The following is a 13,199-nucleotide window of genomic DNA, read 5'->3' as shown; positions in this document are numbered from 1 at the left end:
CCTCTTCGTTCTTTTGCGTCCCCTAGTATCGCCCATGCCTGACGGGCACCCATGGCCCGTTCACGCCGAGGGGCTGGGCGCCGGTGTACAGGGAGGAACCTATGCGGTGGGTACGGGCCGCCGGTAGGGGCCTTCTGGTCACAGCGGTCGTCATGTCGGGATGCATCGCCTCCGCCGCTCCCGGGGACGTGGCGGGTGACGACGGGCGCGGTCCGATCACCCTGGCCACGGCCGGGGACCTCACGCACTATCTCGGCCCGCTGCTGGAGGGCTGGAACGGCACGCACCCCGACGAGAAGGTCTCGCTCGTCGAGCTGCCGGACTCCGCCGACGAGACCCACGCGCAGATGCTCACCGAATTGCGATCGGACCGGGGCCGGTTCGACGTACTCAACATCGACGTCCCCTGGACCTCGGAGTTCGCCGCCGCCGGGTGGATCTCCCCGCTCGACCGGGACGGCTTCCCGCTGGAGGGCTTCCTACCGCCGGTGGTGGGCACAGCGACGTACGACAACAAGCTGTATGCCGTTCCGTACGTCACGAACGCCGGGATGCTCTTCTACCGCAAGGACATCCTGGCGCGGGAGGGCGAACAGCCCCCGCGCACCTGGCCCGAGCTGGAACGGCAGGCGCGCACCATCGCTCCGGAGTACGGGATCGGTGGATACGCCGGCCAGTTCCTGCCGTACGAAGGGCTGACCGTCAACGCGTCCGAGGCGGTGTACTCGGCGGGCGGCAGCATCCTCGGGGACGAGGGGGAGCGCGTCACCGTCGACTCGTCCGCGGCACGGGCGGGCCTCGGCTTCCTGATACGGGGGGCGCGCGACGGGTGGATCCCGCGGGAAGCACTGACGTACAAGGAGGAGGAGTCCCGGGAGGCGTTCCAGGACGGCCGGCTGCTCTTCCTGCGCAACTGGCCGTACGCCTATGCGGGCGTCTCCGGCAAGAACTCCGAGGTCGCGGGAAAATTCGGGATCGTCCCGCTGCCGGGTGCCGACGGGCCAGGGACGAGTGTGCTCGGGGGCTCGAATCTGGCGGTCGACGCGGACTCCCGCCATCCGCAGTCGGCGGCCGACCTGATCGCGTATCTGACCAGCGAGCCGGTGCAGCGCAAGGTGCTGACCGAGGGTGCCCAGCCGCCTGTGCTGACAGCCCTGTACCGCGATGCGGAGCTCGTGCGGCAGTACCCGTATCTGCCAGCCCTGCGCACGAGCGTGCTGGCGGCCGCACCGCGCCCCAAGAGCCCGCACTACGACCAGGTGAGCCTGGTGGTGCAGGCGGTCCTGCATGACGCCATGACGCAGCATCAGTCGCCATCGGCGACTGTGCGCAGGATGGCCCGGGAACTGGCCGCCATCGCCCGTCGCAGAGGCTGAGCCTCCTCAGCTCTACTTACGTGTTAGCTATGAGTGTGGGCCTGTAGGCATGTCTCTTTTCGGAGAAATGCGGACGTTACCCCTATGAAACAGGGGGGTTTCTGTTCAACTGGTTGACACTCTCTCGCCGGGCCTACCTAACATGCATCCATTAGGCGCGACGCTACTGGTCGCGCACACCCCCGCAGAAGACAGGTCGATGGGTGATGGCTGAATGGTGGCGCGACGCGATCGTGTACCAGGTATACGTCCGTAGCTTTCTTGACACCACGGGTGATGGCATAGGCGATCTGGCCGGCGTCCGTGCGGGACTGCCGTACCTGAAGAAACTCGGCGTCGACGGCGTCTGGCTGAGCCCGTTCTACCCGTCGCCCCAGCACGACCACGGTTATGACGTGTCCGACTACTGCGACGTGGACCCGGTCTTCGGCGACCTCGGTGAGTTCGACCGGCTGGTCGCCGGCGCACGGCGGCTCGGCATCAAGGTGCTGCTCGACATCGTCCCCAACCACTGCTCCAGGGAACACCCCTGGTTCCGCGAGGCACTCGCCGCGGGCCGCGGCAGCGCGGCCCGCGCCCGCTTCCATTTCGCCGAGGGAAGAGGCCCGGACGCGGAGCAGCCGCCCAACAACTGGCACGCGATGTTCGGCGGCCCGGCCTGGACCCGGGTCACCGAGCCGGACGGCAGCCCTGGCCAGTGGTACCTACACATGTTCACGCCGGAGCAGCCGGACCTGAACTGGCGCAATCCTGAGGTCGGGGCCCACTTCGACCACGTACTGCGCTTCTGGCTCGACCGCGGCGTCGACGGCTTCCGCATCGATGTGGCCGCCGGACTCTTCAAACACCCCGAACTGCCCGACTCGCCGGACCCCGGGGCCGACGCGCGCACCCGGGACTCGGTCAACCCGCTGGCCTGGAACCAGCCCGAGGTGCACGGGGTGTGGCGCCACTGGCGGTCGGTGTGCGAGGAGTACACCGCGCGCGACGGCCGCGAGCGGCTGCTGGTCGGTGAAGTGTCCGTACCGACAACCCGCGAACACGCCCTGTACGTACGCCCCGACGAACTGCACCAGGCCTTCTTCTTCGACCTGCTCGGCGCACCGTGGGACGCCGACTACTTCCGCAAGATCATTTCTGAGGCCATGGAGGACATCGCCGGTACCGGCTCGACCGTCACCTGGGTACTCAACAACCACGACCAGGTCCGTACCGTCACCCGGTACGGAGACCACGGCACCGAGGGCAGTGGCCTCGGCACCGCCCGAGCCCGCGCCGCCGCACTGCTGATGCTCGCGCTGCCCGGCGCCGCGTACCTCTACCAGGGCGAGGAGCTGGGCCTGGCCGAAGTACTCGACCTGCCCGACGAGGTGCTCACCGACCCGATCTTCCGCCGTACCGGCAGCAGGACGGGGATACGCGACGGCTGCCGGGTGCCGCTCCCCTGGTCGGGCCACGCCTCCCCGTTCGGCTTCAGCGCCGACGCCGTGGACGTCAAGCCGTGGCTGCCGCAGCCCGACTGGTTCGCCGAGCACGCCACCGACCGGGCACTGGCCGACACCAGTTCCTTCTGGCACCTCTACCGCGACGGGCTCCAGCTGCGCCACAGCCTGCCGCAGCTCGGAGAGGGCACGCTGCGCTGGCTGGAGAGCGGCCCGGGCGTGCTGTCCTTCGTCCGTGGCGACGGCCTGGTCTGCGCGGTCAACTTCACCACCGCTCCGGTGCCCGCCCCGGTTCCGGGAGCCCCCCTGCTGGCCAGCGGCCCCTGCCCGGCCGGCCTACTGCCCGGCTCCACCGCAGCCTGGTGGATCAGCGACAACCCCGACGACAACACCATCGACCCGATTGGATTCCCACGATGACGCAACGACGTACCACGCTCGCATGCTGCACGGCTCTCGTCCTCACCCTCGGTGCGACCGCATGCGGAGGAGACCCTGTCACCACTGCGGACGGCGGCAGCAAGGCGCTCAGTGGCCAGACGATCACCGTGGCCGGCGTCTGGTCGGGCACCGAGCAGAAGAACTTCCAGAAGGTGCTCGACGCCTTCACCGAGAAGACCGGTGCCGAGACACACTTCGTATCCACGGGGGACAACGTCTCCACCGTCGTCGGCAGCAAGATCGAGGGCGGCAACGCCCCGGACGTGGTGATGGTGCCGCAGGTCGGCGTGTTGCAGCAGTTCGCGAAGAGCGGCTGGCTGGAGCCGCTCTCCGCCAAGACCGAGAAGTCCGTCGACGCCAACTACGCGAGTGTGTGGAAGAAGTACGGCAGCGTCGGCGAGGACTTCTACGGGCTTTACTTCAAGGCAGCCCACAAGTCCACCGTCTGGTACAGCCCCGACGCACTCGAGCGGGCCGGCGTCCAGCCGCCGACGACGTACGCGCAGATGCTGAAGTCCGGGCAGGCCGTCGCGGATTCGGGGCTGTCCGCCTTCGCAGTCGCCGGCGAGGACGGCTGGACGCTCACCGACTGGTTCGAGAACATCTACCTCTCCCAGGCCGGCCCCGAGAAGTACGACCAGCTCGCCGCCCACACGATCGCGTGGACCGATCCCACCGTGGTGAAGGCGCTGACCACACTCGGCACGCTCTTCTCCGACGACCAACTGATCAACGGCGGCTCGAAGGGCGCACTGAGCACCGACTTCCCCGGCTCGGTCGAGAAGGTCTTCGGCCCCGAGCCCGAGGCCGGGATGGTGTACGAGGGCGACTTCGTCGCCGGCATAGCCAAGGACCAGTTCGGCAAGAAGCCCGGAGAGGGCGTCTCCTTCTTCCCCTTCCCCGCGGTCGAGGGCGGCATCGCACCGGTGGTCAGTGGCGGCGACGCGGCGGTCGTCCTGAAGGACGGCAAGAACCGGAAGGCCGGGATGCAGTTCCTCGAATACCTGGCGGGCCCCGAGTCGGCCGCCATCTGGGCCGGAGCCGGAGGCTTCCTGTCGCCGAACAAGAAGGTCGCACCCGCCGCCTACGGCGACGACACGAGCCGGGAGATCGCCAAGTCGCTGACCGACGCGGGCGACTCGGTCCGGTTCGACATGTCCGACCAGGCCCCGGCCTCCTTCGGCGGCACCAAGGGCGCCGGCGAGTGGAAGATCCTCCAGGACTTCCTGCGCGACCCTTCCGACCCGCGCGCCACCGCGGGCCGGCTGGAAGACGCGGCAGCCAAGTCGTTCGGACGCTGAGGAACCTCATGACCACGGACACATTTGGCACCACAGCCGTGCCCGGCACAGTCGGGGGCTCTCGGCCCCGTAAACAGATCGACGGCAAACAGATCGACGGCAGGCGCCGCGCCCGGCGGCGTCTGCGGCTCGTCGCCATCGCCTTCGTGCTGCCCGCTCTCCTCCTGCTCGGCGCCCTCGTCGTCTACCCGGTCCTCTTCTCGGTCGGGCGGAGCTTCTTCGACGCCTCCGGCACCCGGTTCGTCGGCGCCGAGAACTACTCCGAGATGTTCCGCGACCCGGCCACGCTCAAGGCCATCCGTAACAGCACCATCTGGGTCGTGGTCGCTCCGACACTGCTCACCGCGCTCGGACTGATCCTCGCGGTCCTCGTGGAGAAGGTCCGCTGGGCCACCGCGTTCAAGCTGCTGCTGTTCATGCCCATGGCCGTGTCCTTCCTGGCCGCCGGCATCATCTTCCGGCTGGCGTACGAGGAGGACCCCGACAAGGGCGTCGTCAACGCGGCCGTGGTCGGTGTGCACGACTCCTTCCAGGACACCTCCTCCTACCCGACCGCACGGGCCCGCGAAGGGCAGGGTCTGACCCGGTCCGCCGACGGCTCCTACAGCGCGGACGGAGCGGCGTCCCCGGGCAGTACGGTCAACCTCGGGTTCGTCGGCGTACTGCCCGAGGAGATCCCCGCCGGGGCGAAGGAAGCACTCCCAGGGGCCACTCAGCAGGCTGAGCGCGACGAACTGCGCGGAGTCGTCTATCTGGACTTCGTGCCGGGCGGCGGTGGTAAGCAGGGCGCCGTCGACAGGGCCGAGAGCGGGCTGCCGCAGATGCGGGTCGAGGCCCTCCTGGACGGCAGGGCGGTGGCCACCGCCACCACCGCGGCCGACGGCTCCTTCCGCCTCCAGGACCTGGCACCGGGCTCGTACATCCTGCGGCTGCCGGTGGAGAATTTCACCGAACCCTACGAGGGCGTCTCGTGGCTCGGGCCGGCCCTCGTCACCCCGGCCATCATCGGCGCCTACCTGTGGATCTGGACCGGCTTCGCCATGGTGCTCATCGGAGCCGGGCTCTCCGCGCTGCCGCGCGACACCCTGGAAGCGGCCCGGATGGATGGCGCCACCGAGTGGCAGGTTTTCCGCAAGATCACCGTGCCGCTGCTCGCGCCCGTGCTGACCGTGGTGTTCGTGACCCTGGTGATCAATGTGATGAAGGTCTTCGACCTCGTCTACATCATCGCGCCCGGACCGGTGCAGGAGGACGCCACCGTACTCGCCACCCAGATGTGGCTGGTCTCCTTCGGCGGCGGCAACAACCAGGGCCTCGGCAGCGCGCTCGGCGTACTGCTTCTCCTTCTGGTCATCCCCGCCATGGTCTTCAACGTCCGCCGCTTCCGCAGGAGTCAGTCATGAGCGCCACCGCCACCGCTCCCGCGAAGGAGAGCGGACACGCCCCGACTCCACCGGCACCGAAGCACAGCCGCTTCGCCGGACGGCTGAGGCGCTGGTCCGGCAACGTCGTGGTACGGGCGTTCCTCGTCATCGTCAGCCTCATCTGGGTCACCCCGCTCGCCGGACTCTTCTTCTCCTCGCTGCGCACGACGAAGGACAACTCGGCGAGCGGCTGGTGGACGGTCCTGACCAGCCCGGCACAGCTGTCCTTCGACAACTACTCCACTCTCCTCGGCAACGAGGGCATCACCCGGGCATTCTGGAACACCGTGCTGATCTCGGTGCCCACCACTACCCTCGTCGTGGTGATCGCCGCGCTAGCCGGGTACGCCTTCGCCTGGCTGGAGTTCCCCGGCCGGGATTGGATCTTCCTGCTCGTGGTGGCACTGCTGGTGGTGCCCGTACAGATCGGCCTGCTGCCGGTGGCCAAACTCTTCGGCCAGCTGGGTCTCTTCGGCACGATCCCGGGCGTAGTGATCTTCCACGTGGCGTACGGGCTGCCGTTCGCAATCTTTCTGCTGGCCAATTATTTCGGCGAGATGCCGCGCGAAATGCTGGAAGCGGCCCGGATGGACGGCGGCAGTGAGTGGCGGATCTTCACCCGTCTCGTCCTGCCGGTGGGCCGACCGGCCATCGCCAGCCTCGCGATCTTCCAGTTCCTGTGGGTATGGAACGACATGCTTGTGGCTCTGCTCTTCGCAGACAGCTCCGCGCAGCCGCTCACGGTGGAACTGCAGTCACAGATCCGCCAGTTCGGCAGCAACATGGATGTCCTGGCGCCCGGTGCCTTCCTCTCGCTGATCGTGCCCGTAGTGGTCTTCTTCGCCTTCCAGCGGCACTTCGTGCAAGGCGTGATGGCAGGTTCGGTCAAGTGACGTGTGGGGTGAGTAGGTTGTGACCGCACAAGATCAGTCGGACTGCCGGGCTCGAATCAGCCGGCACCACGACGCCAATGGGCCGCCAGGCCCCTGATATCGCCGGGCGGCCCCCCTGGGCGGCGCTGGGCCACTCCGAGAAGTGCGGCCCTGAGCTGAACCGGATTCCGTAGCGGCCCTGAAGCCGGGCATGACTGACTCGGCAGATGGGAAGCACAGGTCTGATGCCTGCACCCCGGAATTATCCCGACGAGCTGCGTGAGCGAGGCGGAGTGTGGCTCAGATATACGCCAAAAGGCAACGAGTTGATTTCGAGGCCGTGAAGGGCCGAGACCATCACCCGCTTGGCTCGGTACCCCCCGGTTCAAGCGGCTGATCACTGAACATGAGTTGCATCTGTTCTTCTCGCCGACTCGCGACGAGCTGAAGTGGCGGCCGAGGCGACGGACAGCGGCGGGACAGCAGGCATCCAGTCAGCGCGGCGGCGAGGCCGGCCAGCCCGGCCGCCGGCACGGAGACGTCGATTGCCACCCCGACGATCGGGGATCCAAGCGCGAAACCCGCACTCTGCGCCGAGGATTGCAGACCTGTCGCCTCACCCCGCACGCTGGCTGGCGCCAGTCGGCTCACCGCGTCGGCCACCGCGGAAAGGGTCGGCGCGGCGAGAAACCCGGTGCCGACAACGGCCACGCACAACCAGGGCCAGTCGTGGGCAAGCCCTGCGGGAATCGTCACGAGCCCGAGCAAACCGAGCAGCAACCACGTGGGCAGCGGCCGGGACAGCGCGCCGTAGATCAGCCCGCCGGCGACAGAGGTCACGCCGAGCACGGCCACGACCAGGGCGGCCCAGGACACCTGACCTGCTTCTTCGAGCGTGGCAACGATGGCGAGGTCGACGCCGCTGAGCAGCGTCGTAGTACCGAACGCCATCGTCAGTACGGCAATCATGCCGACGCTCAGCCACTCCCGTCGCGGGTGCCGTCCGGCCGCGCCGGCATCCGCCTCGTCCTCGGCACGCAGCGGCGGGTTGAGCAAGGCGATCCCGGTTCCGCCGGCCACGATCGCGGCGCCGAGCCCCCACGCCACCACCCCGGGGGACACCTTCGCGGCGCACAGGATCACGACCGCCGGGCCCACCATGTACGACAGCTCGCCCTGCACCGACTCCAGCGCGAACGCGGCCCGGCGCTGTTCCGCCGTCGTCATCGCGGCGATCGCCTGCCTGGTCACCGGCTGTGCCGGCACCATCAGCAGACCCGCCGCAAAGGCGGCGCCCAGCAGGATCCCGTACGGCAGGATCGGCACGCTCAGCCAGAACACGACCTGCACTACGACAGTTACCAGCAGCACGGTACGCAGGCCCCGCCGGTCGATCATGCGGCCAAGCAGCGGACCGCCCAGCGCCAGCCCGGTGGTCAGAGTCGCCGCGACACCGCCGGCTGCCACGTAGCTCATATTCAGGCCCAGCACGACATACATCGTCAGTGCCATCACGTCAGCCGTGATCGCGGTACGGGCGAGAAGGGAAACGCCCAACAGCGATGCCATCCCTGGCACGGCGAGTATCTGTCGGTATCCGGTCACTCACGTGACGCTAGATCCTCCGTCAGGTCATAGGTAGTGGTTCATTTGCTGCGACTGACATAATGAATCGTTATGCCCAGGGATCTTGAAACCGCATTGCTGCGGTCCTTCGTCACCATCGTGCAGGCGGGCAGCATCAGCCGCGCCGCGACCACGCTCGGACATACCCAGCCCGCGCTCAGCCAGCAGGTGCGCAAGCTCGAGAGGGCCATCGGCCGTCCACTGCTTCACCGATCACCTTCCGGTGTCTCGCTGACCCGGGCGGGCGAGGAGCTCCTGCCGTACGCCGAACGCATTCTCTCGCTCTCCGCACAGGCACTCACCGAGACCAGGCGCACGCTCACCGGCCGCTGCGGCGTCGGGCTGCTCGAAGACCTCGCCGCGTCCCAGCTTCCGCAGGCCCTCGCCGACCTCGCCCGGCTGCACCCCGGCGCAACCCTGGAGGTGCTCAGCATGTCCAACACCGCGATGCGGGAGGCCTACGACACGGGCCGCGTCCAACTCGTGCTCAACGAGGTGCCGGCCATTCCCGGACCGCCGCGCTGGACCGTACGCCGCCCGCTGGTCTGGGCACTCGGCCAGGGCGTGGACGTGACTGCCGATCCCCTGCCGGTGGTGCTGTTCTCGAACACGTGCTCCTGGCGTACGTCTGTGCTGGAAACCCTGGAACGCGCCGATCGGCCCTGGCGGGTGGCCTTCGAAAGCAACAGCCTGGTCAGTGTGCTCGCCGCGGTACGGGCCGGGCTCGGCGTCGCGGCGCTCATGCCCACGAACCTTGAACCGGCCATGGCCTGCCACGACGCGGACGCCCTACCCACCCTGCCGGACGTCGAGCTCGGCCTCGCACGGCACCCACGATCCGAAGGTGATCCGCTGATCGATGCCGTTGAGACCGCGCTACGACGCATGATCTGAGTTTCGCGGCTGGCCAGCGCCCCGGTTTGCGTCCAACCCACGGGAGTTGGCCAGGCGTCCACACGCTGGCGTCGTGGACGTACCAGCTCCTATCGGTACTCGGGGACGCTGAGTTTCCGCTTCCTGAGCACCGCGAGGACATCACCGACAGTGCGATTGCGTACTGGAGGCCGTGCAGCGCCTACCCGGGCGCCTGCCTGGGCGGTCGTCTCGTGGGTCGGATGCGACCACAGGAACGGGGAACAGCATGGCCCACCTGGTCATCGCCAGCCTCGCCCGCGAACACGACGTCAGCCGCGGCGCCATCCGCACCGCCATCGCCGAGCTCATGCCCCGAGCACACCGCGGGCCACCAGGACGCTCTGCGGGAGCTGGCGGGCACCGCTGGTCTTCATGGCGCTGCTCATGCTGCCCCAACTCGTGGCCGGCCTTCTCGCGGGCCGCGACCGCCAGACCGGCTGACCCGGCCCCAGGACCATGGTCCACTTGCGTGCTCCGGACGCGGCGGGTTGACGAACGCAACCGTCTGCCGCGGTAGATATCGGATTTACTGCGGCAGACCTCTACGTGCTGATCGCGGCCCCGGCGGTGGCCCGGTCGTCCTGGTCAGCGTCGGCCACGTGCCGGATCGGCTCGCCCTCGCGCACCACGGACTCACCAGGGGGCTGCTCTGAGCAGATCACTCCTCGACCGAGACCCGCTGCCATGCCAGCATGCCTACCAGCAGAAAGGATCACGACATGCAGCTGCCTCCGTTCTTGATTGAGCGTATGTTCGCCCAGCACGAGTTCACATGCCGGGTGAACCTGACTGGTTCAGACACCGAAGGGCTGCCGCTGGACGAGCTATGGAAGGTCGCCCCCGAGGACACGCGCCGGTGGTACGAGTCCCTGACACTCGGCTACACCGAGTCTCCGGGCCACCCGCTGCTGCGGGAGCTGGCCGCCCAGTCCTGCGGCGTCCCCTCGGGGTCGGCGGTGCAGGTCTTCGCCGGCGCCACCGAGGCGGTGTTCGTCCTCCTGAATGTCCTCCTCAACCCCAAGGACCACGTAGTGGTCATCGGCCCCGCCTACCAGCTGCTGATCGACGTGCCACGTGCGATCGGGGCGGAGGTGACCGAGGTCCGCCTCCGGCGCGAGGACGGCTGGCGCCTGGATGTCGACGAGGTCAGGCGCGCCCTGCGGCCGGATACCCGGCTGATCGTGGCGAACTTCCCCCACAACCCCACGGGAGCACTGCCGGAGGCGTCTGTCTTCGAGGAACTTCTGGGCCTGGTGGACGGGACTGAGACCCTCCTGCTGAGCGACGAGATCTACCGTGGCATCGAACTGGACCCGCAGCGCCGGCTCCCGTCCGCTGCGGCGATGACGGCCAACGCGATCTCGGTCACGGGCGTTTCGAAGGCACTGGGCATGGCCGGAGTCCGAATCGGCTGGACGGTCACACAGAACGCAGCGGTGACAGCGCGCCTGCTGGACTATCGCTACTGGACGACGCTCGCCACGAGTGCGCCGAGCGAGGTCCTCGCCATCGCGGGCCTGCAGGCGGCACCCGCGCTTCTTGATCGGGCCAACACCTTGGTCCGCGCCAATGCCGCCACGCTGGCCTCGTTCGTGGAATCCACCCCCGGCTGGGACTGGGTGCCCCCGGCCGGTGGGACCTGCGCCTACCCGTGGCTGACGGCAACGGAGGCACAGGCGTTCTCCGAGTGGCTGGTCGACCGTCACGGTGTGCTGCTGGCCCCTGACGTGATGTTCGCCCACACCGGACAACACTTGCGCTTCGGCATGGGCAGGACGCTCTTCCCCGAAGGAATGGCCACCCTCGCCCAAGCCTGGCCGGAGTGGCAGCGCGCAACCTCCTGAATCGGGTCCGCGAGAACCGGGAGCCGCCCCCCGGACGCTGCCGGTCGTTCTGCTCACCGAGGCGTAGGGCACGATGTGGCCGGGCTTGTCTCAGACGGGCCTACCTGCCGCGCCCGCTCGGCCGACGGGAAGCCCCGCGTAGTTCTCCGCCAGCTCGGCCGCGGCATGCGGGGAGGTCGCGATCCGGTCGAGCTCGGCGAGCTGCAGCCGGGTATCGAAGGCGCTCTGGTCGGGGGCGGTGTGGAGGGTCGTGGTCATGAACCAGGAGAAGTGCTCGGCCCGCCAGATCCGCTTCAGGCAGGTGTCGGAGTACGCGTCGAGCGCGTCGGTCGTGCCGGTGGCGGCCCACTGGGTGAAGGCGTCGGCGAGGACGATGACGTCGGAGGCGGCCAGGTTGAGTCCCTTGGCGCCGGTGGGGGGCACGATGTGGGCGGCGTCGCCGGCGAGCAGGACGCGGCCCCAGCGCATGGGCTCGGTGACGAAGCTGCGCATCGGCAGGACGGCCCGCTGGGTGATCAGGCCGCGGTCGAGCTTCCAGTCGCCGTCGACGGCGAAGCGGGTCTCCAGTTCGTCCCAGATCTCCTGGTCGCTCCAGGAGGCCGGGTCGGTGCCGTTGGGGACCTGGAGGTAGAGGCGGCTCACCGTGGGCGAGCGCATGCTGTGCAGGGCGAAGCCGCGCGGCGAGTGGGCGTAGATCAGCTCGTCGCAGGAGGGTGGGACGTCGGCGAGGATGCCGAACCAGGAGTAGGGGTAGACCCGTTCGAAGGTGTGGAGCTGTCCTTCGGGTATCGCCTTGCGGACGACGCCGTGGAAGCCGTCGCAGCCCACGACGTAGTCGCAGGTCAGGGTGCGGGCGGTCCCCTCGTGCGTGTACTGGACGACGGGACGGTCGGTGTCGGCTCCGGTCACGGCGGTGACCTGGGCGTCGAACAGCAGGGGTGCGCCGTCGGCCAGTCGGAGGGCTATCAGGTCCTTGACGACCTCGGTCTGGGCGTACACCCAGACCCGGCGTCCGCCGGTCAGCGAGGGAAAGTCGACGCGGTGCCTGCGCCGGTTCCAGCGCAGTTCGATGCCGTCGTGGACCAGGCCTTCGCGGTCCAGGCGCTCGGCGGCGCCGCAGGCGCGCAGCGCGTCGACGGTGCCCTGTTCCAGGATTCCGGCGCGCTGTCGCTGTTCGACGTAGGTACGGTCGCGGGCCTCCAGGACGACGCAGTCGACGCCGGCCTGGTGCAGGACCCGGGCGAGGAGCAGTCCGGCGGGGCCGCCGCCGACGATACCGACGGTGGTGCGGGAGGGAGTTGTCATGACGGGCTCTCTTCTTCGAGTTCGGCGAGGACACGGTCGGCGATGGCGAAGGCCGTGTTGGCGGCCGGAACGCCGCAGTGGACGGCGGTCTGGAGCAGCACTTCCTGGATCTCGGCCACGGTGAGTCCGTTGGCGCGGGCGGCGCGGGCGGCGCGGACGTGCAAGGCCAGCTCCTCGTGGTGGCCCCTGGCGATCAGGGCGGTCAGGGTGACGCAGCTGCGGCTGCGTCGGTCGAGTCCGGGGCGGGTCCAGATCTCGCCCCAGGCGTAGCGGGTGATGAGGTCCTGGAACGGGGGGGTGAACAAGGTGGTGGCCAGGCGTCCGGGTCGCCGAAGCGGGCCGAGGTGCACACCAGGGCGAGGGACTCGACGCGGTCGGGGTGGTGGGCGGCCAGCCAGGCGCCGACCGCGCCGCCGAGGGAGACTCCCGTGTAGGCGAAGCGCTCGATGCCGAGCGAGTCCGCCAGTTCCATGACGAGAGCGGCCAGTGCGGCGACGGTGGGCTGGTGCGGGAGTACGGCCGGGGAGCCGCCGTGTCCGGGCAGGTCGTAGCTGTCCATAGCGTCCGTCCGCTCGTCGGCACGCGACCTTGCGTGTGTTCGCCTGGTGAACTATTGTTCAGGAATGACGATGGCGTGAGTCTCCTTCCCCTTG

General features: G+C 68.8%; 9 protein-coding genes and 1 pseudogene. 7 read left to right on the top strand and 3 right to left on the bottom strand.

All coding sequences use genetic code 11. The features are described 5' to 3' along the window. Positions 1 to 101: 101 nt before the first annotated feature. From ACFT7S_RS17465 to ACFT7S_RS17445, 5 genes are all read left to right on the top strand, one after another. Positions 102 to 1,376, top strand: coding sequence for an ABC transporter substrate-binding protein (locus ACFT7S_RS17465; protein ID WP_382732489.1), 1,275 nt, complete (start codon positions 102 to 104; stop codon positions 1,374 to 1,376). Between the two features lie 206 nt (positions 1,377 to 1,582). After that, positions 1,583 to 3,238, top strand: coding sequence for a glycoside hydrolase family 13 protein (locus tag ACFT7S_RS17460; RefSeq protein ID WP_382732487.1), 1,656 nt, complete (start codon positions 1,583 to 1,585; stop codon positions 3,236 to 3,238). Beyond that, a complete protein-coding gene (locus tag ACFT7S_RS17455; RefSeq protein WP_382732485.1) occupies positions 3,235 to 4,560 on the top strand; it encodes an ABC transporter substrate-binding protein in 1,326 nt (441 codons plus the stop codon). The genes ACFT7S_RS17460 and ACFT7S_RS17455 overlap by 4 nt, the downstream gene beginning before the upstream one ends. 8 nt (positions 4,561 to 4,568) lie before the next feature. After that, complete coding sequence (locus tag ACFT7S_RS17450; protein WP_382732484.1) at positions 4,569 to 5,963, top strand: carbohydrate ABC transporter permease; 1,395 nt, start codon at positions 4,569 to 4,571, stop codon at positions 5,961 to 5,963. Beyond that, a complete protein-coding gene (locus ACFT7S_RS17445) occupies positions 5,960 to 6,877 on the top strand; it encodes a carbohydrate ABC transporter permease (protein ID WP_382732482.1) in 918 nt (305 codons plus the stop codon). The genes ACFT7S_RS17450 and ACFT7S_RS17445 overlap by 4 nt, the downstream gene beginning before the upstream one ends. Before the next feature lie 336 nt (positions 6,878 to 7,213). On the opposite strand, the gene ACFT7S_RS17440 is transcribed toward ACFT7S_RS17445, so the two are convergent. Beyond that, complete coding sequence (locus ACFT7S_RS17440; protein WP_382732480.1) at positions 7,214 to 8,425, bottom strand: MFS transporter; 1,212 nt, start codon at positions 8,423 to 8,425, stop codon at positions 7,214 to 7,216. Positions 8,426 to 8,533: 108 nt separating this feature from the next. Here ACFT7S_RS17440 and ACFT7S_RS17435 point away from each other — a divergent pair, with 108 nt between their 5' ends. Together ACFT7S_RS17435 and ACFT7S_RS17430 are read left to right on the top strand one after the other, a co-directional pair. Continuing rightward, complete coding sequence (locus tag ACFT7S_RS17435) at positions 8,534 to 9,376, top strand: LysR family transcriptional regulator (protein WP_382732479.1); 843 nt, start codon at positions 8,534 to 8,536, stop codon at positions 9,374 to 9,376. A gap of 800 nt (positions 9,377 to 10,176) precedes the next feature. Then, positions 10,177 to 11,241, top strand: coding sequence for a pyridoxal phosphate-dependent aminotransferase (locus tag ACFT7S_RS17430; RefSeq protein ID WP_382732477.1), 1,065 nt, complete (start codon positions 10,177 to 10,179; stop codon positions 11,239 to 11,241). A 90-nt stretch (positions 11,242 to 11,331) separates the two neighbouring features. On the opposite strand, the gene ACFT7S_RS17425 is transcribed toward ACFT7S_RS17430, so the two are convergent. Both ACFT7S_RS17425 and ACFT7S_RS17420 read right to left on the bottom strand, forming a co-directional pair. Continuing rightward, complete coding sequence (locus ACFT7S_RS17425) at positions 11,332 to 12,546, bottom strand: 4-hydroxybenzoate 3-monooxygenase (RefSeq protein ID WP_382732476.1); 1,215 nt, start codon at positions 12,544 to 12,546, stop codon at positions 11,332 to 11,334. Next, positions 12,543 to 13,096, bottom strand: a pseudogene (locus tag ACFT7S_RS17420) (alpha/beta fold hydrolase); the annotation flags it as partial. The pseudogene ACFT7S_RS17420 and the gene ACFT7S_RS17425, both read right to left, overlap by 4 nt. Between the last annotated feature and the right edge of the window lie 103 nt (positions 13,097 to 13,199).

The organism is Streptomyces sp. NPDC057136 (genome assembly GCF_042670885.1).
Classification (GTDB): Bacteria; Actinomycetota; Actinomycetes; order Streptomycetales; family Streptomycetaceae; genus Streptomyces.
The sequence above is the reverse complement of the archived record's forward strand: the minus strand, read 5'-3'. Positions and strand labels throughout refer to the sequence as shown.